Here is a 22,520-nt window from a genome sequence, read left to right as displayed (position 1 = left end):
ATGCTAGCTAATATTTTTTAATATAGAATCCAGAGATTTTTTTGCGTCACCATAAACCATTCTTGAATTTTCTTTAAAGAATAGTGGATTTTCAATTCCAGAATAACCTCTTCCTTGACCTCTTTTTGAAATAAAAACTTGCTTAGCCTTCCAAACTTCTAGTACAGGCATTCCTGCTATAGGGCTATTAGGGTCTTCTTGGGCTGCAGGGTTCACAATGTCATTTGCACCAAGTATCATAACGACATCAATGTCAGGAAAGTCAGAGTTAATTTCATCCATTTCAAGGACAATATCATATGGGACTTTTGCTTCTGCCAGCAAAACGTTCATATGTCCGGGAAGACGTCCAGCAACTGGGTGTATTCCAAACCTAACCTCTTTTTTCTGGGCTCTTAGTCTCGATGTTAACTCGGAAACAGCACTTTGAGCTTGTGCTACAGCCATCCCATAACCAGGGACAATAACTATTCTATTTGCGTCATTTAATGCAGATGCAACAGATTCAATGTCTATTGGTATCATTTCACCGTCAATGTCCATAGTAGGTCCAGTTGTGTCTCCCCATCCACCAAGAATAACAGAAAGAAAATTTCTATTCATAGCTTTGCACATAATATATGAAAGAATTGCTCCGGAAGATCCTACAAGCGCCCCTGTGACTATTAAAAGATCATTACCTAGCATAAAGCCTGTAGCTGCAGCTGCCCATCCAGAATAAGAGTTGAGCATTGAAACTACAACTGGCATGTCAGCACCTCCAATAGCTAGTACTAAATGAGCTCCAATTATAAAAGCAATGATTGTCATGACTATAAGTGTCCAGCTACCGGCATGGTCAAGAAACATATATCCAAGAGTTAAACATGCTAATAACATTATTATATTTAAAGCATGCCTAGCTGGTAATATTAGAGCCTTTCCAGTAATTAGCTCAGACAATTTTCCAAAAGCTATTATAGATCCAGTAAAGGTTATTGCTCCAATAAACACTCCTAAGAAAACTTCAATATTATGTATTGTCAGTTCTGAACTCGAAAAACCAGAATGTGGTAGTAGTGCTGAGTTAATCCCAATAAAAACAGCTGCTAATCCAACAAATGAGTGAAGTGCTGCAACAAGCTGTGGCATGCCTGTCATCTGAACTTTTTTTGCAACTATAACTCCAATAGCGGAGCCAATTACTATTGCTCCAATAAGCCAATCTAACCAATCAGTTAGAAACACCTGATTACCAAAAATTGTGGCCGCAACGGCAATAGCCATTCCAAATATACCATACCATACTGCTCGTTTTGCTTTTTCTTGATTACTTAATCCCCCTAAAGCTAGGATAAAAAGTACACTAGAAGTGATATATGAAGCAGTTAATATTCCTATGGTCATTCTATAATCCTTTATTTAACTTCTTTGAAACATTGCTAACATTCTTTTTGTAACCATAAATCCACCAACAATATTTATAGTTGCAATAAAAATAGAAACTAATGCCAAAATGCTAACAATATCGTTGTCAGTCTTCATTTGTAATAAAGCTCCAAGTATAATTATACTTGAAATAGCATTAGTTACTGCCATAAGCGGAGTATGAAGTGAGTGTGCTACGTTCCATATTACTTGATAACCAACAAAACATGATAATATAAAAACAATAAAATGCTGCATAAATTCAGGTGGTGCGTACATTCCTATATACCAAGTTAAGCAAGCCCCAATTATAAGAAGCATGGCTTGTAAACGGCCTGATTTCTTTTCAGCTTCGATTTTTTCTTTATTAATTTCTTCAGGTGTTTTTTCTTTAACCTTTTCATTTGTGTGCTTTGCTATAGCTACAATTTTGGGCTTTGGCGGTGGGAAAGTTATTTCTCCTTTGTGTAGGACTGTAGCTCCCCTAATTACATCGTCTTCCATATTGACATAAGGTATACCATTTTTCTCAGGAGTTAGGTCATCTATCATATGTCGGGTATTTGTTGAGTATAAATTAGAAGATTGCGTTGCCATTCTACTTGGTAAGTCAGTATATCCTATTACTTTAACTTTATTTTTTGTCTCTATCATTTTATTGGGGACTGTAACATCACAGTTTCCACCTTGTTCTGCGGCTAGGTCAACAATTACTGAACCAGGTTTCATTAGGTCTACCATTTCAGCTGGCCAAAGTTTCGGTGCAGGCATACCTGGAATTAGTGCAGTCGTAATAACAATATCAATTTCTGGAGCTTGAGCTCTAAAAAGTTCCATTTCTTTTTTGATGAATTCTTTTGAAGCTGGTTTTGCATATCCACCTTCACCAGTACCGTCTGAGTCAAAATCCAGCATAAGAAATTCGGCACCCATTGATTCTATTTGCTCTGCAACTTCTGGCCTTACATCAAAAGCTCTAACAATAGCTCCCATTGATTGTGCGGTACCTATAGCCGCTAATCCAGCTACTCCTGCACCAATTACAAGAATTTTAGCAGGTGGAACTTTACCTGCAGCTGTAATTTGACCAGTAAAAAATCTGCCAAACTGATTTCCAGCCTCTATAACGGCTCGATATCCAGCGATATTAGCCATAGAAGATAAAGCATCCATTTTTTGTGCTCTACTAATCCTTGGGATCATGTCCATAGCCTGTACTGTAACTTTTTTCTTGCTAAGGCTATCAAGCAGTGCTTTGTTTTGTCCTGGCCAAATAAAACTTATAATAAGTTGACCTAATTTAACTGTTGAAAATTCTGATTTTTCAGGAGCTCTAACTTTCAAAATTATGTCTGATTCTTTCCATAATTGTTCTTTAGTTTTAGCTATTTTAACACCAGCTTCTTTATAATCTTTATCTGAAAAATTAGAATTGTTGCCTGCGCCAGTTTCTATTATGCACTCATAACCTAATTTTTGAAGATGTTTTGCACTATCAGGTGTCATTGCGACTCGGTTTTCACCTTTAAATATTTCTTTTGGGCTACCAATTCTCATATCGAATGACTCCTTACATAAATCTTAATTATGAATTAATATCAAAAAACTCAATATTATTAAAGTTCTACAAAAAAAAACCGCAAAATATGCGGTTTTACATAAAATATTATCAAAAGTAAGTTTAATAACCTTCTCTTTCTAACCTTTTCCTCATTAACTTTCTAACTCTTCTAGTACTTTCTGCCATCTCTCTTGCTCTTCTTTCAGAAGGTTTTTCGTAAGCCCTTCTATTTTTCATTTCTCTAAACATGCCTTCTCTTTGCATTTTCTTTTTTAATACCCTAAGAGCTTGATCTACATTATTGTCACGAACAGACACATACATATTTATAACCTAATTTAATTTAAAATAACTGAAGTAGCGAAGTAACACATAACATCACTCAATTGCAAGTTTTTTTAGTACTTAAAATTGTTTTATTTCATATTTAATTGAATTAATTATAAAGATCATTTAATTATCTATCTAAATAAACCTAATGGTAAGCATTATGATTAATAAAATAATAGATAATACAGATATTAAGTTTGAATTAGTTAGAGCTATGCTGCCTCACGTTCCATTTGATGGATGGACATGGGTTGCTATGGAAAATGGGGCTGCTGATATTAGCTTTGAGCAGAGTAAAACTGAAAGCAAACGAATAAATATATATAAGAATTTATTTCATAACGGTGCCATTGATTTTATAGAAGTCTTCTCTGAGGTAATTGATATTGAAGTTAAAAATAATTATAATGATATAGAAAACAAGCCACAAAGAATACCTGAAAAGATTAAAAAATTAATTCTTATGAGATTTTCTTTATGCCACAAATATAAAGAAGCTATTAGATCATCGCTATCAATAACCGCGCTTCCAAAAAACTCTAAAAAATCAATTAAAATGCTTTATAGAACATGTAATTCTATTTGGAGAATTTCAGGCGATAATGCTACTGATTTTTCATTTTATACTAAAAGAATATCCTTAGCTGCTGTTTATAGTTCAACACTATTTTTTTGGTTTAATGATGAATCTATTGATAATAAAAACACAGAGCAATTTTTAGATAGAAGGTTAAATGATATTTCAAAAATTTCTAAATTTAAAAAACCTTTTAATGAGTTAAAAAGTTTTTCTTCTAATTTAAAAAATACTAAAAATACTATTAATATTAAATCTGTATTTGACATTATTAAAAAATTAAATCAAATGAAGAATTCAACTTTCAGTAAACCATTTTGATTTAAAGCGATAACACAATATGCCGATAAAAATTCATGATAGTTTACCCGCAAGAAAAGAGCTTCTAAAAGAATCTGTGGACGTTATAGATAGTAGTAGTGCAGAAAAACAAGATATTAGACCATTAAAATTTTTGTTACTAAACTTAATGCCTCATAAACTTCAAACGGAAGTTCAATTTGCAAGAATTCTTGGAGCGTCTCCTTTGCAAATTGAATTAACTCTAATGACTACAGAAACATACTCCCCCAAAAATACCGAGAAAGATCATCTCTTAGCATTTTATAAAAATCTCGATGATGTTAAAGATAATTTCTATGACGTCTTAATAATTACTGGGGCCCCAGTTGAGACTATTCCTTTTGAACAAGTAAAATATTGGGATGAATTAAAAAAAATTATTGCATGGTCTTCAACAAACGTTTTTAGAAAAATAGGAATATGTTGGGGAGCACAAGCTTTATTGAAAGCTCTTCATAATATTGAAAAACATTCAATTAAAAATAAATTATTTGGAGTGTATGATCATAATTTGAATCAAGAAAAAAAATATAGGTTAATGCATGGTTTTATTGATAGGTTTCCAATGCCTGTTTCTCGTTTTACTGAAAATAAGGAAAGTGAAATTTTAAATGCTGGACTAGAAGTTTTAGCTTTTTCTAAAGTTTCTGGTATTGGTATGGTTAGGTGTCCACAAACAAAAGATTTATTTATATTTAATCATTTAGAATATGATGCAAAAACTTTAAAGGATGAGTTTGTTAGAGACAAATCTGCAAAAATTGATATATCAGTTCCAGTAAATTATTTTCCTAATGATGATACTACAAAAGAGCCAATAAATAGATGGCGTCCATATGCTTTTTTATTATTTACGAACTTTATAAATGAAGTTTATCAAGATGTTCCGTTTGATTTTTGTAAAAAAAAAATTAAATAATTTTTCTGTTATAATGTCCCATTTTTCTTCCAGGCTTAATGTTTTTTTTACCATATAAATTTAATAAATAATTTTGATTGCTGTATATTTCATTTAAATTATTTGCGTCATCGCCTATTATATTTTTCATCTCCCACCTAGTATTACACTTGACGTCTTTAACAGGCAATCCACAAATAGTTCTTATTAAAATATCAAATTGACTGTTCTCACAGCCATCTAGGGTCCAATGGAACGAGTTATGAGGCCGAGGTGCTATCTCATTAAAAATAATACTTCCATCAACAAGTTGAAATAACTCAATGGCAAGGATACCATAGAAATTTAGGTTCTCAGACAACTTTTTTGTTTTAAGTTTTAGCTCATCTTTAATGGCATCATTTAAAATGACTGGTGCAATAGTCTTCTTTAGAATACCATTTTCATGAAAATTTTCTGAAAGAGGAAAAAAACCATCAGTATTATCCGTGCTTTTAAAATACATAATAGAAATCTCTCTTTTAAAATCTAATAGCTCTTCTAATACACATTCAACTGCTCCTAGTTTTTCCCATATTTCAAATAGATTACTGTTGCTATTAATTCTAAATTGCCCTTTTCCATCATATCCAAATGAATTAGTTTTTAAAATGGCTTTATTACCAAGGGATTGAGTTGCTGTTATCAAATCATCTGTGTTTTTTATAAGAAACCACTTAGGCGTATTAAACCCTGACTTCAAAGCCATTTCTTTTTCTTTTGATCTTATTTGAGCGCATCTAAAAACAATATTGCTGGGTATTACATTTGTATTTCCAGACAGAAGTTCTAATGTTTTAGAAGGAATATTTTCAAATTCAGAAGTTGCGCAAGCAACATCTTCTGAAAATTGAACTAACTTCTCAAAGTCATTCCATTCTCCATTAGTAACCTTATCAACAACCATCTCAGCAGGGTTGTCGCCCCTAGGACAATACAAATGGGTTTTGTATCCAGATTTGGAAGCAGATAGAGCTATTAGTTTACCTAGTTGTCCTCCTCCAAGGATGCCTATAACATTTTTCTCATTTGGTAATATAGGTAGGTTTTTGTTAATCATTATTTTTATTAGGTGTAATGGGAACTTTATTTGTTTGCGTTAAAATCCATTCGTTTAATGTATTTTTAATAATAACATTTGATAAACTCAGTATTTTAGCTGCATAAATAGCTGCATTAATTGCTCCTGCCTTTCCTATAGACATGGTAGCGACAGGAACTCCTCCAGGCATTTGAACTATTGAAAGTAAACTATCCATACCTTTTAGACATGAAGATTCAATAGGAACTCCTATGACTGGAACGTTTGTGTGTGAAGCAACCATACCAGGTAGGTGCGCAGCGCCACCGGCGCCTGCAATAATAATTTGAATTTTATTATTTTCAGATTCACTAGCAAACTTATACATTCTTTCTGGAGTTCTATGTGCTGAAATAATTTTTGTAATAAATGGTATTTTAAGTGTTAATAATATGTCCTCCGAAAACTTCATTGTTTCCCAATCACTTTGGCTTCCCATAATTAAAGCTACCAGTGGGATGATATTTTCATTATCCATAATTAGTCTCTAAATAAATATATTGTATACATTGTAAATTCTAATTCACATTATAACTAAAAATTTTTTCTAGTTACTAGTAGAAAAACTGTTATCTTCGTCAGTCTCTATTTTACCACCTGCTTTTATGATTGCATTTTCTAAATCTTCTTGAGAGCAAAGAGATAATAATACAGGGTGCTTAGCAGTTATATTTGAAATATTCCAATGGCTTCTTGTTCTGATTTTTTCAATTGTATCTTTTGTTGTGCCAATAAGTTTTGAAATTTGACTATTCTTTACCTCGGGATGATTTTTTACTATCCATGCAATTGCGTCTGGTTTGTCACCTCTTCTTGCTAGCGGTATATACTTGGGTCCTTTGGATTTGGCTTTTGTATCTGGCAATGACGAAGAAGATTTTGTTAAAAACAGACTACTGTCATTACAACATTCATCTATGTTTTCTTGGGTCAATTGTCCATTCAAAACTGGATCAAATCCTAATATACCTTGACTTACGTCGCCATCAGCAATTGCCTGAACCTCAAGTAAGTGTAGGCCACAAAATTCTGCAATTTGTTCAAATGTTAAGGCTGTATTGTCTATTAACCATACAGCTGTTGCTTTAGGCATTAGAAGTGATGACATTTTATATGACTCCAATTAATTTAGTTAAAATTTAACACAAAAAATAACATCTATACAATAACATAAACTATGTTTTGAGTAAGAATAATTTTGATTAGATAAGTGAAATATTGATTAATTTGAAACCTTAACTTTGTCAATCTAAGAAATTTATGTTTTTTTTGGGAGCGGTAATAAGTATTGAGGAAATCTAATTTTGATCTTCGATTCTTCATGATAACATTCCAAATCCGAGTTTTCTTCAAAATTATATAGATGAACTAATTTTATAATAGCTATTCCAAAATACTTATTAACAATTTTATCGTATGCGAGTGACATAATTTTACCAATTTCAATATCTTTTAAAAAAATTTTATTCTCATTATCTATATTATAATTTGTGATTGATAAATCTTTGTTTTCCATAATTATAGGCACATATTTTTTTTTAACTAATCCTTTCCACTTTACTCTTGCGTTAACTTCTTGGCCTATAAAACAACCTTTTTCAAAATTAATGCCACCTAATAAATCTAGGTTGATTTCTAAAGGGAGAGAAACATTAGGTATAATTTCTTTTGGTCCCTCAGGAATACAATTTATATATCTTAATGAATTATACCAATTTATATCCTTACTAGAAGTTACATTACATTCTAAATATATATTTTCAATTTCGATATCTTTATAGAATCTTCCTATACTTGTTTCAAAAAATCTCTTATCAATCAAAGAATGGAGGTGATTTTTAGGATTTTTTGTTACAAAAACTTTATATTTAGTTTTTTCTATAATAACTTCTTTTCTTAAGTTATAAATAGTAATTTTCTTAAATAAATCGTCTGCTTGTGTAACTTCACATTCAATTAAAATATAACCTAAATCATCTATATTTTTTATAGGACCCAAGCTAATTAACATATCAAATAAAATACGACCTTGTGGAGATAATAATGCACTAGGCACTACTTCTTTTGATTTTATTTTAGTAATATCAGAGGTTAAAATATTATTTAAAAAAGTTAAAAAATTAGGACCTGAAATTTTTAAAACAGCTCTGTTATTAAGAAATATATTTTCATTTTTCATAATAGAAATTTAATCTTTAAACTTATTTAAAGCACTTATTACTGCGAGTATTGGTGCTAGAGTTATGCTAGTATTAATACCGCATCCAAAAATAGATTTTTGACCATTTTCAACTTTTAACTCTACATAAGCAGCAGCTTCAGCTTTAGATGTTGCGCTTCTAGTATTTTGGCCAAAATCTTCTAACGTAAATTGTAAATCAAAATTTTCGCGTATTCCATTAACAAATGCCGAAATTGGACCATTACCTTGAGATGAAAATTCAAAAATTTTATTTTTATATTTAATTTTAGTGTTAATGATTTCTAAATTAGATTCTCTATTTGCGCCTTCAACATTAAAATTAATTAAAGTAAAAGGTTCGTCGATGATAAAATTTTCTGAAAAAATTTTCCATATTATATCACTTGTAATTTCATTGCCAGTTGTATCAGCAATCTTTTGTATTTTTGAAGATAGCTCAACTTCTGCACCTTTAGGTAATCTTATTTGATGGTCGTTCTCAAGTATCCAAGCAGTTCCGCCTTTACCAGATTGGCTGTTTACTCTGATTATAGCTTCATAGTCACGTCCAATATCAGCGGGGTCTATAGGAAGATATGGAACAGACCATTTATCACTATTGGCTTTCTCTATTGCATCCATACCCTTTCTAATTGCGTCTTGATGACTGCCTGAAAATGCAGTATGGACCAAAGATCCTGCATATGGATGACGTTCATGCACAGGAAGTCTGTTACAAAACTCTGCCGTTTCGATTAAATCATTTATTTGGCTAAAATCCAAATTAGGATTTATTCCTTGAGTAAATAAATTTAGACCAAGTGTAACAAGGTCAACATTTCCAGTTCTTTCACCATTACCAAATAAAGTCCCTTCAACTCTATCTGCCCCTGCCATTAAGGCTAATTCTGTTGCAGCAATAGCTGTACCTCGATCATTATGAGGATGAAGAGATAAAATAACAGAATTTCTATTTGAAAAACTATTTCCCATCCATTCAATTTGATCTGCGTGGATGTTAGGAGTAGACATTTCAACAGTTGCGGGAAGGTTAATTATAACTGGTTTGTCTTCAGTTGCATTCCAAACATCTAAAACTGCCTCACAAACCTCAAGTGCATAAGGTAACTCAGTTCCTGTAAAACTCTCGGGTGAATATTGTAACCTAATATCTGAATGATTTAATTTAGACAATTGGTCAACAATTATTTTAGCACCATCTGTGGCAATTTTTTTCACGCCATCCATAGTTTCTTTGAAAACTATTTCTCTCTGTAAGGTACTTGTGGAGTTATAGAGGTGTATAATAGCTTTATGACATCCTTTTAGACTCTCTATAGTTTTATCAATGAGTACTTTTCTTGATTGAGTTAGCACTTGAACAGTCACGTCTGAAGGAATATGATTATTTAAAATTAATTCTCTTACAAAATTATAATCAGTTTCAGATGCGGAAGGGAAACCAATCTCAATTTCTTTAAAGCCCATTTGAATTAATTGTTTAAACATTTTCATTTTTCTTGAGGCATCCATGGGCTCTACAAGCGCTTGATTGCCGTCCCTTAAGTCTACTGAACACCAAGTAGGAGCTTTGGATATCGTTTTGTTCGGCCATTGCCTATTTGGAATATTGATAGGTGGGTATGGATTGTATTTATTATAGTTATTATTCATAATTCTTTACCTTTTACTAAGTTCAAAACTTAAGTTTAATTAATTAATAAGCCGGCTATCCCGTACTCCGCAGAGTACGGGTTACTTAATAAATTTAAAACCATTGCAGGATGTGAATTATATTTTAATTTCATAATTTTTAGACTTTATCAATTGAGTATTTATTTAGTCAAGTTTTAACAAATATTAAAACATTTTTAATATTGCAAATTACCATATTAGAAACTACTTTGCAGTAAAATGTTTATAATTAAAAATCATTTTGTAGGATATTAATGACAGACACTAATCTAATACGAAATTTTTCAATCATAGCTCACATTGATCATGGAAAATCAACACTTGCTGATAGACTTATTCAAGAATGTAAGGGGCTTGCTGAAAGAGATATGAAAGAGCAAGTTCTCGATAATATGGATATAGAAAGAGAGAGAGGTATAACAATTAAGGCTCAAACAGTAAGGTTGTTATATAAACATACAGATAATAAGACTTATACATTGAATTTAATGGATACTCCTGGTCATGTTGATTTTGCTTATGAAGTTTCTAGATCTTTGTCAGCATGTGAAGGCTCTCTTTTAGTTGTTGATTCCTCTCAAGGTGTTGAAGCACAAACACTTGCTAATGTATACCAAGCTATTGAAGTGAATCACGAAATTGTAACAGTTCTTAATAAAATAGATTTACCCGCATCTGAGCCTGAAAGAATTAGAAAACAAATTGAAGATGTAATAGGTTTACCTGGAGAAGAGGGTATTGAGGTATCTGCAAAGACAGGTCAAGGTATAAAAGAAGTTTTAGCCTCTCTTGTAGAAAAACTTTCACCTCCAGAAGGTAATATAAACGCTCCTCTTCAAGCACTTCTTATAGATAGTTGGTATGACCCATATCTTGGCGTTTTAACATTAGTAAGAGTAGTGCAGGGAAGTTTAAAAAAAGGTCAAAAAATTCGTTTTATGTCTACTAAAGTGTCACATACAATTGAAAAATTGGGAATATTTACGCCAAAAATCTTAGATGTGGACATTCTTGGACCAGGAGAAATTGGATTTATAACCGCATCAGTTAAAACTGTAGCAGACTGTAAAGTTGGAGATACTATAACAGATGAAAGAAATCCAATCGAAACAATGTTGCCAGGTTTTAAGCCGTCTGTACCTGTTGTTTTTTGTGGACTTTTCCCAATGGACAATGCTCAATTTTCTGATCTCAGAGAGGCTCTTAGTAAATTATCTTTAAATGACGCATCTTTCAGTTATGAAGCAGAAACCTCTGCTGCTTTAGGTTTTGGATTCAGATGTGGTTTTTTAGGCTTGTTACATATGGAAATTATTAGGGAAAGATTAACTAGAGAATTTGACTTAGAGTTAATCTCAACGGCACCTTCAGTAGTCTATAAAGTTCAAAAAACTGATGAAACAAATGTTTTACTTCATAACCCAGCAGATTTACCAGATATAAACCATATCAATTTTATAGAAGAACCTTGGATTAAAGCCACTATTATGGTGCCGGATGAATATGTTGGGTCTGTTTTGACTTTATGCACCGAGAGAAGAGGAGAACAAATAGATCTTACCTATGCTGGCACTCGAGCAATGATAGTCTATAAATTACCATTAAATGAGGTGGTATTTGATTTTTACGACAAATTAAAAAGTATGACGTCGGGTTATGCTAGTTTTGATTATCAAATAGATAGTTACAAGCAAGGTAATCTTGTACGTGTATCAATTTTAGTTAATGGAGAACCTGTTGATGCTTTAGCGATGATTAGTCATAGAGACCAAGCTGAAAACAGAGGGCGTGCTATATGCACAAGATTAAAAGACTTAATACCTAGGCAGTTATTTAAAGTTGCATTACAAGCTGCAATTGGAGGTAAAGTAATTGCTAGAGAAACTATAGCACCTATGAGGAAAGATGTTACAGCAAAATGCTATGGGGGTGATATTACACGTAAAAAGAAACTTCTTGAAAAGCAAAAAGCAGGTAAAAAAAGAATGCGACAATTTGGAAAAGTTGAAATACCTCAAAATGCATTTTTTGAAGCACTTAAGATGGGAGATAATTAATTAAATTTATTCAGCTCGTTTGTTTTATTTTTATTGAAATTTTTAGTCCTTCTAGATTTTCTTAATCCAAATGCCATAAATAAAAAGCTTAATATAGCTAAAACAAGTGCGGCAGGTAAAGACAAAATAAATGTTATAAAAGGATGCCAAATGAACCCAGAGCAATTTAATACATCGAGGGCAGAGCATGGGTCTATATATCTGCTTATTATAGCTTCAGTAAGTTGCAGAGTGCTTGGTGAAAAATAAAACCAAAGTTGACCTAATTGAGTTATTTCCAACTTATTATTGAATTGTAATGCAATGTCAAAATAATTGCTTATCAAGGTCAGTAAGAAAAAGCAGACTCCTAGGAGTATTAATATTCTTCCAATTATCAAATTTAGTTCCTAAAATATATTTCAATTACTTTATTAGAAAGTTATAATTATTATTTCAATAAAATAATACTTTATATTAGCTTGCTAGCAAAAATTTGTTGTTGTAAAGTCCTAATTTTTTGGAGGGGTGGCCGAGCGGTTTAAGGCGCACGCCTGGAAAGCGTGTTGGGGTTAACGCCTCTCAAGGGTTCGAATCCCTTCCTCTCCGCCAACAAACACAGTATTTAATTTTAATATTTTATGCGTTAATCTTTTAAAAAACTTTTTATAAATTTATGAACTCTTTACAACTAAATGAAAAAGCGATTGAAATATTAAAGAATGTTTTTGGTTTTTCAAATTATAGATATGGGCAAAAAGAAATAGTTGAAAACATTTTAAGCAAAAAACAGACACTTGCTATAATGCCTACAGGTGCAGGCAAATCACTTTGTTATCAATTACCAGCCGTAATATCTAAAAAAAAAACCATAGTTATAGCGCCACTGATTGCTCTTATTGAAGATCAAGTTTCCAGCTTAAAAGAATGTGGTGTAAATGTTGAACAACTGCATTCAAACCAATCTAGAGAAGAACTAACTTCCTCATGGAATAATTTTAAAAATGGTAAATCTAATATTATCTATATTTCACCTGAAAGACTAATGACTGATCATATGATCAATAATTTAAAATCATTTGAAATTGGTTTGTTTGTCATTGATGAGATACATTGTGTGTCAAAATGGGGTCAAAGTTTTAGGCCAGACTACGAGAAATTATCACAATTAAAAAAAATTTTCCCAAATAGCAACATTGTTGGTTTTACTGCAACAGCAGATAAATCTACAAGATTAGATATTATAAATAAAATTTTTGATAATGACCCCAAAGTATTTGTTAAAGGATTTGATAGGCCAAATTTAAGTCTTTCTGTTTACCAAAAAACAAACTGGAAATTACAAATAATTGATTTCTTAAATTCTAGAAAAGGTCAATCTGGAATAATATACTGTTTATCAAGAAACAAAACCGAAGAGGTTTCTGCTTTTTTAATTGAAAAAGGTTTCTATGCCAGTGCTTATCATGCTGGTTTAGATGCGTCAGTTAGAAAAAACGTTCAAAATATATTTATGACAGTTAATGCTCATATTGTTGTTGCTACAATTGCATTTGGCATGGGAATAGATAAACCCGATATTAGATTTGTTGTTCATTTAAATCTTCCTGGAAGTATGGAGGCTTATTATCAAGAAATTGGAAGGGCAGGTCGTGATGGGAAACCTGCTAATACATTACTAATTTATGGTTTAGACGATTTAGTAATTAGAAGAAAGATGGTAGAAGAGAGTAATGCAGATAATGAGCATAAATTAAGGGAAAATAAAAGATTAGATTATTTATTATCTTACGCCGAAACACCTGAGTGTAGAAGAAAAGTTTTATTAGCTTATTTTGATGATTTTTCTGAGAGTTGTAATAATTGTGACAACTGTTTAAATCCTCCTAAATTAATTGATGGAACAGTCCTAGCCCAAAAATTGTTGTCGACAATTTATAAGACTGGCCAATATTTTGGTCAGGCTCATGTTATAAATGTTATTAGGGGATCAGAGGATAAAAAAATTATTGAAAGAGGGCACCAAAACTTATCTGTTTATGGAATTGGTAAAGATAAATCAAAGAACTTTTGGCAATCATTCTTAAGACAATTACTAGCGAATGGACACCTGCAAATAAATTTTCAAAGATACGGTGCGGTTCAAATAACTAATATTGGTGTTGAAGTATTAAAGAATAATACAAGTTTTTTTTATAAAGATATATTGGTAAAATTAGAAAAAAAATTAACAAAAAATATTAGATATGAAAATAAAGATATATCAAATGAAAGTGTAAATTTACTTAAAGCTCTTAAGGCCCTTAGACTTAAGATTGCCCAAGAGAAGAACTTACCAGCTTATACTATATTTCATGATATTTCTCTTATACAAATGTCACAAACTAAACCTTACAATCAGACAGATATGCTTAAAATTGACGGTGTAGGGACAACAAAGTTCGAAAAGTATGGCAAGTTATTTATAGATAAGATAGTAGAATATTCCTAAAAGTAAGTATGGGTATTAATTATTATTATTAAATGGTTTTTTAGCAGCCACAAAAATACCTGTAACTATAAAAATTAAAGCTATAAAATCAAACAGGGAAAACACAACATCAACGATAATATAATCAATTAAAATAGCTAAAACTGGAACAGCCATTACAGAAATAGATGTAATATTGACTGAAAATTTTTGTAAAACGGTAAAATAAGCCCAATATGTATAAGCACTTGATAAAAAGATTCCAAATAGAATCACTAGTATATGTCTAAACTCAATTGATCCAAAGTTACTCAAATCAAAGTAGAATGCAAAAGGTATAATTGGTAGTATGCCGATTATTTGTTGCCAACCTGCTACAATTAATCCATCTGATTTAATACCTCCATATTTTACTATCATTGTGCCTATTGCCCAACTTAAACCGGCAGAGAGTGTTATCAAAAAGCCAAAGATATTTTCAAAAATATTTATTTCAATAGAAAGAAAAAATATGCCAAACATTCCAAAAATTAATGAAATAATTATAGAAATATTAATTTTTTCATAACCAAATATAGAGGCAAAAATAGTCGCCCAAACGGGCATGGTATAGGTTAAGATAGCAGCTCTGCCGCCACCGAGCATTCCAATTCCGTATAACATAAGCACTTGCCACAACGTTACATTAAAAAAACTTATTAACAGAAGAGACTTCCATTCGTTTGAAGGAATATTAACTGTTTTCATTTTTTTAAAACCAAGGAATAATAATAATATGAAAGCAGGTAATCCAATAATAACTCTAAAACTTAAAGGGGGAATTACTTCCATAGCAACCCTAAATAAAGACCAAACAGAACTCCAAACTAAAACTAATAATATTAAAAGAATTACCGGTACAATTTTTTGTGAAAAAAGAAAATTCATTTCTAAACCAACATTATAAAGTTTAATAATTTATGAATTGTCTATCACATAATTTATAATGCTTTAAATTTATTATGATTAAAATCATCACCTAGACTTTTATCGGGAAATGCATTAATTTTTATAGCTAATTGCTAATTAAGGAGAAGAAAATGCTAGTTGTTGTTTCACCTGCAAAAAAACTAAATATGAAACCAATTAATAAATTTACAGAAACGCAACCTGTTTTTTCGAATAATGTGAATGAGCTAGTAAATATAGCCCGTGATTTTACTGTCGATGATATACAAAAACTTATGGATATTAGCCCAAAACTTGCAGAGTTAAATAGAGAAAGATTTCAAGATTTTGGTAATCAAGAAAAAAAAGCTGCGGCTTTTGCTTTTGCAGGGGATACCTACAAAGGTTTAGACATTGAAACAATGAGTTCAGATGACATTCTTTGGGCACAAAAGCATTTAAGAATTTTATCTGGGTTGTATGGTTTATTAAGACCTTTAGACGCCATAGAGCCTTACCGACTTGAAATGGGAAGTAAATTGCAAGGAGGGCACGGAAATTCGCTTTACGAATATTGGAATGATAAAATAACTACAAGTCTAAATCGGTATGGAAAAGAAATTAAAACTCAAATATTGGTTAATTGCGCTTCAAATGAATATTTTAATGTCATTAAACCTAATGTATTATCATTAAAAGTAATTACCCCAGTTTTTTTAGAACGTAAGGATGGGAAAGAAAAAATTATAAGTTTTTATGCCAAAAATGCACGTGGAGCAATGGCTCGTTTTATAATTCAGAATCGTGTGTTAGACGAGGCTGATTTAAAAAAGTTCAATTTAAATGGATATTTGTTTTATCCTGAAAAATCAAACAATGATCAGATTGTCTTTATAAGAAATGTGTCTTAAAGACTATAATTTTTGAAAGATTAAGTTGACATTTCTTTGTCCAAGTTGCTCAATATTTATTTAAAAAATTGGAGATATTTATGAATATTAAAAAAATAATTTTATCACTAGCTCTTGTTGCTTTTGGCTCGTCTGGATTTTTAATTAATGCAGAAGTAAATGCAGCGGAGTTTACAGCAAAAATTGGCCATTTAGAGTCAGCAAAGCAGCCTAGACATAAGACGTTAGAAATTGTTGCGGATCTTGTAAAAAAAAGAACCAATGGAGCTGTTGAATTTAAACTATTTCCATCTGCTCAATTAGGTAATGCTAGACAGATGAACGAAGGTGTTCAAATGGGAACATTAGAGGCAACTGTTTCTCCAGCAGCATTCTTAGGCGGCTTTAACTCTGCTATCTCTGTTTTAGATATTCCGTATTTATTACCTTCAAATATTGACCAGGCCCGTGAATTAAGAGCAGGCCCTTTTGGTGCAGCTCTTTTAAAATCCTTTGATGCAAGTGGTTTTACTGCAGTAGGATGGTGGCCAAATGGTTTCAAAAACTTTACTTCTAATAAATCTCTAGACGATATAAGTGCCTTTAAAGGTCAAAGATTTAGAGTTATGGATTCAAAAATTCTGATCGAACAGTTTAATTCCTTAGGCGCGTCTGCAATTGCATTGCCTTTTGGAGAGTTATACACATCATTGCAAAATGGTGTTGTTGATGGTCAAGAGAATCCTTTGACAACCATTCGATTTATGAAGTTTTATGAAGTTCAGAAAAATCTAGTAGTTTCAGAACATGGTGCAATGGAAGATATAGTTTTGTTTAACCCATCTTGGTGGGGTAAATTACCAGAAAATTATCAAAATATTATAAGGTCTACTTTTATGGAAGTTATACCTGGACTTGAAAAACGCGCAATTGCGGGACAGAAAGCTGCTTTAGATCATATTAAAAAATCTGGTATTAACGTCAGAGTAGCAAGTTCTACCGAAAGAATGAAAATGCGAGACATGATGTTTGATGATGCTAAAAAAGCTTATATTGATAGAGCTAAGGACACAGGCAGTGCATTGATGTCGTTATATGGCTCTGAATATACTCGGTTAACAAAATAAGTTAATAAATTGTTATGGCCCTCAGATTTATCTGAGGGTTATTTCTTTTAATTAAATATGATTAGTTATGTCAAATAGACTTCAATTTGTTCTTAAAAACATATTGTTTTTAGAAAGATTTTTAATAGTTTTTTTTACGGTTTCCATGATAAGTCTGTATGGATTAAATGTGATCGTTAGAGAAATTACTCCTCAATATGCAAGTATATTTGCATGGATTGACGAAGCATCACGTTTACTTATGGTTTGGGTTGTTTTCCTGTCTTTAGGAATTGCATTTGATAGAGGGCGTCATATAGCCATGACTACTTTTATAAATTCCTTTTCGAATAGGAATTTTCTTTATTTTGGTAAAATCATTGATTTGTTAGGGTTTATTTTTTCATTATATTGTATTTGGTTAGGTTTGAAAATCACCATATTTGTTTATAACTCTGGACAGGTAAGTCCAACGTTAAACATACCAATGTTTGTTTTATATGTGGCTCCTACATTAGGTTTCTTACTTATTTCTATTCGATATGCATTAAGCTTTCTAAATTTTAAAAATAGATTCAATGAAAAACATCATTTAGTAACTAATATTAAGGAAGACGGATGATATTTCTTATAGTTATTTTTGCATTAACCCTTTTAGCATTTGGTTTTGAAATGTTTCTTGTTCTGGGTGTTCCTGCGCTCATAGTAAAGGAAATATTCTTTTCTACTATACCAGACACAGTTATTATTCAAAAAATGGTAGGTGGAATTAATCACTCAACTTTACTTGCTATTCCCTTTTTTATCATTGCTGCAGAAATTATGTCTTCTGGTGAGATAGCAAGAAGATTAACAAATTTTATTAAAGCATGTTTTGGACATTTTACTGGAGGACTTGGACATACAACTATTGGAAGTGCTATGGCTTTTGGGTCAGTATCAGGCTCTGCTGCAGCAACAGTTGCTGCAATTGGTAAGCTGATGTATCCAGATTTAAAGAAAGCTGGCTTTAGTGAAAAATTTAGTCTTGGACTAATTGTTTCAAGTGCAGAAACAGCTATTTTAATACCACCAAGTATCACCATGATCATATACGGTTGGATGACAGGAACGTCTATAACTGCTCTTTTTGCTGGAGGTTTAGCTGTAGGAATTTTCTTAGGATTAGCGTTTGCAGTTTTAGTAATATTTGAAAGTCGAAAAAATAACATGATTTCAAATATTAAAAGGGAAAAAGGTATAATTTTAGGTAAGTTTATGCAAGCAAAATGGGCTCTTGGAATGCCTGCAATTATATTAGGGGGCATTTATTCAGGTTTATTTACTCCAACAGAAGCTGCAGCAATAAGTGTTATATATGCACTTCTGGTTGAATCTATTATTTATAAAAATCTAAATTGGTCTAATTTTTTTAAAATAATAGAAAGGGGAGCAATTTCTTCATCAGTAATCTTTATATTACTTGCTATGGGGAGTGTTCTTTCTTTTTTTATAACTATTATTCAAGTACCTGATATTCTTAAAGATTTTCTTATAAATATTGATGCTGGTATGATTACTTTTTTATTAGTTGTAAATATTGCTTTTTTTCTTGCAGGGATGTTTATAGATCCCAACTCAGCACTTTTAATCCTAGTCCCTCCGCTGTTTCCAGTCGCAGTTTCTCTAGGAATTGATCCAATACACTTTGGGCTTATTGTGACATTAAATATAGGAATTGGGATGATAACACCTCCATTTGGCCTGGATATTTTTGTTGCATCCTCAACCTTAAACAAGCCTGTAATTAAAATCATAAGCGGTATATGGCCGTTTCTTTTAGTTAATATTATAGTACTTCTTATAATTACGTATGTCCCAGAAATTTCAACTTTTCTACCAAACTTAATGAGAAACTAATTGTTAGTTAAAATATTATGAATAATAAAAATAGAATTAAAATTTATGAAGTTGACACAGAGGTCGTATCAAATAATTATATAAATAACGATTATAAGCATTTGATCCTTAGAGCACCATCAAAAGCCTTAGATATTGTACCAGGACAATTTTTTCATTTACAGTGCCCTCCTTCTGACGGTTCAATTTCTTTTTTGAGAAGGCCAATGAGCGTTTATCAATTTAATAAAAAAGAAAACCAAATTGAGTTTCTGTACAAATTACATGGTAAAGGAACTAGGGCTATTTCTAATTTACAGAAAAATAATATTTTCAATATTGTAGGTCCACTTGGAAACGGGTTTGTAGTAGAGGAAAATTATAAAAATATAGTTTTAATAGCTAGAGGAGTTGGCTTAGCGACATTAGCTCCTTTAGCAAATTTAGCTTTTAAAAAAGGGATTAACTTAACTGTAATATGTAGTGCTAGATCAAAAGAGTATTTAATGTCTATAGATTTATTTAATTCATTATCTAATAAAGTTATTGTAGTTACGGATAATGACGGTTCTAGTTCTATGGATAATCTTGAATTATTAGTTAATAATATGATGTCAAATCAAGGTGTTGATGCTTTCTTTACATGTGGATCAAACAGAATTTTAAAATTATTAAAAAAAGTTTGTGAATTAAATAATATACCTGGTCAAATAGCATTAGAACAACAGATGGCTTGTGGTATAGGCATGTGTTTTTGTTGCGTAAGGCCTTTTGAAATTGGGGATAAAATCATCCAAAAAAGAGTATGTAAAGAAGGACCAGTTTTCAGAGTTTCGGAGGCATTACCTTGGTAGATTTGAAAACAAATATTGGTGATATAATCCTTAAAAACCCCATTATGCCAGCCTCTGGAACATTTTCTGAAGACTTAGCAAGTGTTTTTGACATTGACCTTTTAGGAGCTCATGTTGCTAAAACCATTACTGCTGAAATAAGAACCGGAAATGCGACACCCCGAGTTTCTGAAAGTGGTTATAATATGTTAAATTCTATTGGGATACCAAGCAAGGGGATTGAAGATTTCAAGAAAAACATATTACCTATATACAAAGAATATAACACTCCATTTGTTGCAAGTGTTTCAGCTCCTTCTGCAGATGGGTTTGCGTATATTTGTGATAAAATTTCAGTACCAGGTGTAGATGCAATTGAAATAAATATTTCGTGTCCAAATATAGAAGATGATGGAAAAGCTTTTGCAATGAGACCTAATTCTACTTTTAAAGTTATAGAAAAAGTTAGGTCGATAACTAATATTCCTATATGGGCAAAACTTACCCCAAACACTGGAGAAACAATTGAAGTTGCAAGTGCTGCACAAGATGCAGGAGCTGATGCTCTAGTAGTAGCAAATACAATTCTAGCAATGCAAATTGATATTAAAACATTTAAACCATCCTTAGGAAATATAATGGGGGGCTTGTCTGGCCCAGGTTTAAAGCCAATTGTTATGCGGATGGTTTATCAATGTTCAAAGGTTGTTGATATACCAATTATAGGATGTGGTGGAATTAGCAATTTTGAGGATGTTATAGAATTTATTCTCGCTGGATCGTCAGCTGTTCAAGTTGGAACAGCAACTTTCATTAACCCGAATGCAATGTTATCAATGTTGTCAGGTATAAAAAGTTACTGTGAAGAAAATAATGTGTCTAAAATTTCTGACTTGATAGGTTTAGTAGACGATAAAAACACTCCTGATGCAGTCGCTCTTATGGAAACTGATATATGAACGATAAACTTATTAACATTTCATTATATGATGAAAAATGGATGGAGAGTTTAGCAACAAAAATCTTCGACGATATCGCTGAATTGACTAAAGACAAACAGGGCGTTTCTAGAGAAACATATGGAAAAGGTGAAACTGATGCCATTAATTATTTATCAAAGTTAGCTATTAAATTGGGTTTACATGTAGAAGTAGATGATGCTGCAAATGTATTTTATTCTTCCGAACCGATTGAAAATAGTAAATATATACTAGTTGGGTCTCATATGGACTCTGTACCTTTAGGAGGAAATTTTGATGGTCTAGCTGGCGTTCTTGCCGGGTTTCTTATTCTTTCGTATATCTCTAAAAATAAAATAAATTTAAGCTTACCTTTAAAGGTCGTAGCACTTAGAGGAGAAGAGAGTGCATGGTATGGAAGAAATTACATAGGATCAAAGTCAATTTTTGGTTTGCTTACTAAAGAAGATTTAAATGCAACGCACAGAAAAACAGGAGAGAAATTATCTAAAGCCATGCAAAATTGTGGGGTTGATTTAAATAAAATACGATCTGCAACCTCTTTAATAAATAAAGAAAGCATAGAACTGTTTATAGAATTACATATTGAACAAGGCCCTATATTGGTTGATAGAAATTGGCCCGCAGCAATAGTCACGGGCATTAGAGGTAATAATCGTCATCACAACATCATATGTAAAGGTTCCGCGGGACATTCAGGAACCATTCCAAGGTATTTGAGAAGAGATTCAGTTTTTGCAGGTGCTGATTTGATTACTCGTATGGACGATCATTGGAACACTATACAACAACATGGAGGCGACCTAGTTCTAACATCAGGTATATTTCAAACAGACTCAGAACATCATGCAATGTCAAGAATACCTGGAGAAATTTTTTTTAGCTTTGAATCCCGTAGTCAGGACATTGCTACTTTAGACGCCCTTGAAGCATTGTTAAAATCTGAATGTAAAACGATAGAAAGAGAAAGAGGGGTAACGTTTGAATTTGACGATTTGATAAAATCATCTCCTGCAGAGCTAGATAAATCTATAATTGAAAAATTATTAGATGCTGGAGAATTTCTTGGTTTTGAAAGAGCTTCTTTACCAAGTGGGGCGGGGCATGACGCAGCTATTTTTGCAAATGTTGGAATTAAAACAGGTATGATTTTTGTAAGAAATGACAAGGGATCTCATAATCCTTATGAGGCTATGGATGTTAAAGATTTTATGACTGGATTGTCTATTCTAAAAAAATTTATAATTGATTATTAAAAAGCTTAAAAATAAAAAGGTAAAAATAATTT

General features: G+C 31.8%; 21 protein-coding genes and 1 tRNA gene. 13 read left to right on the top strand and 9 right to left on the bottom strand.

Going from position 1 to position 22,520, the window contains the following annotated elements; genetic code table 11:
• Positions 1-3 precede the first annotated feature (3 nt).
• The 3 genes from ABXT66_RS09670 to rpsU all read right to left on the bottom strand — a co-directional run bounded on the left by ABXT66_RS09670 (position 4) and on the right by rpsU (position 3,292).
• Positions 4-1,386, bottom strand: coding sequence for an NAD(P)(+) transhydrogenase (Re/Si-specific) subunit beta (locus tag ABXT66_RS09670; RefSeq protein ID WP_443643298.1), 1,383 nt, complete (start codon positions 1,384-1,386; stop codon positions 4-6).
• Positions 1,387-1,401: 15 nt separating this feature from the next.
• Positions 1,402-2,964, bottom strand: a complete 1,563-nt coding sequence (locus ABXT66_RS09665; RefSeq protein ID WP_443643297.1) for a Re/Si-specific NAD(P)(+) transhydrogenase subunit alpha — start codon at positions 2,962-2,964, stop codon at positions 1,402-1,404.
• Between the two features lie 124 nt (positions 2,965-3,088).
• The gene (gene rpsU, locus ABXT66_RS09660) at positions 3,089-3,292 is read right to left on the bottom strand and encodes a 30S ribosomal protein S21 (RefSeq protein ID WP_022726141.1); all 204 of its coding nucleotides are present in this window, start codon (positions 3,290-3,292) and stop codon (positions 3,089-3,091) included.
• 166 nt (positions 3,293-3,458) lie between these two features.
• On the opposite strand from rpsU, the gene ABXT66_RS09655 reads away from it, so the two are divergent.
• Together ABXT66_RS09655 and ABXT66_RS09650 are read left to right on the top strand one after the other, a co-directional pair.
• Positions 3,459-4,196: a COQ9 family protein gene (locus ABXT66_RS09655; RefSeq protein WP_443643296.1), complete on the top strand. Its 738-nt coding sequence runs from the start codon at positions 3,459-3,461 to the stop codon at positions 4,194-4,196.
• Between the two features lie 19 nt (positions 4,197-4,215).
• Positions 4,216-5,136, top strand: a complete 921-nt coding sequence (locus ABXT66_RS09650; RefSeq protein WP_443643295.1) for a homoserine O-succinyltransferase — start codon at positions 4,216-4,218, stop codon at positions 5,134-5,136.
• Here ABXT66_RS09650 and ABXT66_RS09645 read toward each other — a convergent pair.
• The 5 genes from ABXT66_RS09645 to leuA all read right to left on the bottom strand — a co-directional run bounded on the left by ABXT66_RS09645 (position 5,129) and on the right by leuA (position 10,094).
• A complete protein-coding gene (locus ABXT66_RS09645) occupies positions 5,129-6,214 on the bottom strand; it encodes a 5-(carboxyamino)imidazole ribonucleotide synthase (protein WP_443643294.1) in 1,086 nt (361 codons plus the stop codon). The two genes, ABXT66_RS09650 and ABXT66_RS09645, sit on opposite strands and share 8 nt — an antisense overlap.
• A complete protein-coding gene (gene purE, locus ABXT66_RS09640) occupies positions 6,207-6,713 on the bottom strand; it encodes a 5-(carboxyamino)imidazole ribonucleotide mutase (protein WP_443643293.1) in 507 nt (168 codons plus the stop codon). Before purE ends, ABXT66_RS09645 begins: the two co-directional genes overlap by 8 nt.
• Before the next feature lie 69 nt (positions 6,714-6,782).
• A complete protein-coding gene (locus ABXT66_RS09635; protein ID WP_443643292.1) occupies positions 6,783-7,343 on the bottom strand; it encodes a cell cycle transcriptional regulator TrcR in 561 nt (186 codons plus the stop codon).
• A 150-nt stretch (positions 7,344-7,493) separates the two neighbouring features.
• Positions 7,494-8,414 (bottom strand): CAF17-like 4Fe-4S cluster assembly/insertion protein YgfZ, encoded by a 921-nt coding sequence (ygfZ, locus tag ABXT66_RS09630; RefSeq protein ID WP_443643291.1) that lies wholly within the window; start codon positions 8,412-8,414, stop codon positions 7,494-7,496.
• Positions 8,415-8,423: 9 nt separating this feature from the next.
• The gene (gene leuA / locus ABXT66_RS09625) at positions 8,424-10,094 is read right to left on the bottom strand and encodes a 2-isopropylmalate synthase (RefSeq protein ID WP_443644737.1); all 1,671 of its coding nucleotides are present in this window, start codon (positions 10,092-10,094) and stop codon (positions 8,424-8,426) included.
• Between the two features lie 272 nt (positions 10,095-10,366).
• On the opposite strand from leuA, the gene lepA reads away from it, so the two are divergent.
• The 4 genes from lepA (at position 10,367) to recQ (ending at position 14,639) form a co-directional block, all read left to right on the top strand.
• Complete coding sequence (lepA, locus tag ABXT66_RS09620; RefSeq protein ID WP_443643290.1) at positions 10,367-12,169, top strand: translation elongation factor 4; 1,803 nt, start codon at positions 10,367-10,369, stop codon at positions 12,167-12,169.
• 33 nt (positions 12,170-12,202) lie between these two features.
• Positions 12,203-12,418 (top strand): hypothetical protein, encoded by a 216-nt coding sequence (locus ABXT66_RS09615; RefSeq protein ID WP_443643289.1) that lies wholly within the window; start codon positions 12,203-12,205, stop codon positions 12,416-12,418.
• Positions 12,419-12,670: 252 nt separating this feature from the next.
• Positions 12,671-12,760: transfer RNA gene (locus tag ABXT66_RS09610), tRNA-Ser, on the top strand.
• A 64-nt stretch (positions 12,761-12,824) separates the two neighbouring features.
• A complete protein-coding gene (recQ, locus tag ABXT66_RS09605) occupies positions 12,825-14,639 on the top strand; it encodes a DNA helicase RecQ (RefSeq protein ID WP_443643288.1) in 1,815 nt (604 codons plus the stop codon).
• 15 nt (positions 14,640-14,654) lie between these two features.
• On the opposite strand, the gene ABXT66_RS09600 is transcribed toward recQ, so the two are convergent.
• Entirely contained in the window at positions 14,655-15,545 is an 891-nt protein-coding gene (locus ABXT66_RS09600) for a DMT family transporter (RefSeq protein ID WP_443643287.1), read from the bottom strand.
• 152 nt (positions 15,546-15,697) lie between these two features.
• Here ABXT66_RS09600 and yaaA point away from each other — a divergent pair, with 152 nt between their 5' ends.
• From yaaA to ABXT66_RS09565, 7 genes are all read left to right on the top strand, one after another.
• A complete protein-coding gene (gene yaaA, locus ABXT66_RS09595) occupies positions 15,698-16,456 on the top strand; it encodes a peroxide stress protein YaaA (protein WP_443643286.1) in 759 nt (252 codons plus the stop codon).
• An 80-nt stretch (positions 16,457-16,536) separates the two neighbouring features.
• Complete coding sequence (locus tag ABXT66_RS09590) at positions 16,537-17,562, top strand: TRAP transporter substrate-binding protein (RefSeq protein WP_443643285.1); 1,026 nt, start codon at positions 16,537-16,539, stop codon at positions 17,560-17,562.
• A gap of 67 nt (positions 17,563-17,629) precedes the next feature.
• Positions 17,630-18,163 (top strand): TRAP transporter small permease, encoded by a 534-nt coding sequence (locus tag ABXT66_RS09585; RefSeq protein WP_443643284.1) that lies wholly within the window; start codon positions 17,630-17,632, stop codon positions 18,161-18,163.
• The gene (locus ABXT66_RS09580; RefSeq protein ID WP_443643283.1) at positions 18,160-19,440 is read left to right on the top strand and encodes a TRAP transporter large permease; all 1,281 of its coding nucleotides are present in this window, start codon (positions 18,160-18,162) and stop codon (positions 19,438-19,440) included. The genes ABXT66_RS09585 and ABXT66_RS09580 overlap by 4 nt, the downstream gene beginning before the upstream one ends.
• Before the next feature lie 17 nt (positions 19,441-19,457).
• A complete protein-coding gene (locus ABXT66_RS09575) occupies positions 19,458-20,273 on the top strand; it encodes a dihydroorotate dehydrogenase electron transfer subunit (protein ID WP_443643282.1) in 816 nt (271 codons plus the stop codon).
• On the top strand, positions 20,267-21,211 hold the full coding sequence (locus tag ABXT66_RS09570; RefSeq protein ID WP_443643281.1) for a dihydroorotate dehydrogenase: 945 nt from the start codon (positions 20,267-20,269) through the stop codon (positions 21,209-21,211). Before ABXT66_RS09575 ends, ABXT66_RS09570 begins: the two co-directional genes overlap by 7 nt.
• Positions 21,208-22,488 (top strand): Zn-dependent hydrolase, encoded by a 1,281-nt coding sequence (locus ABXT66_RS09565; RefSeq protein ID WP_443643280.1) that lies wholly within the window; start codon positions 21,208-21,210, stop codon positions 22,486-22,488. Before ABXT66_RS09570 ends, ABXT66_RS09565 begins: the two co-directional genes overlap by 4 nt.
• Positions 22,489-22,520 lie beyond the last annotated feature (32 nt).

It is taken from the genome of Candidatus Levibacter sp. Uisw_134_01 (assembly GCF_047717795.1).
In the GTDB taxonomy this organism is placed as follows: Bacteria; Pseudomonadota; Alphaproteobacteria; order Puniceispirillales; family Marisalimonadaceae; genus Marisalimonas.
Note: the sequence above shows the minus strand (reverse complement) of the source record. Positions and strands in the feature narration are given on the sequence as shown.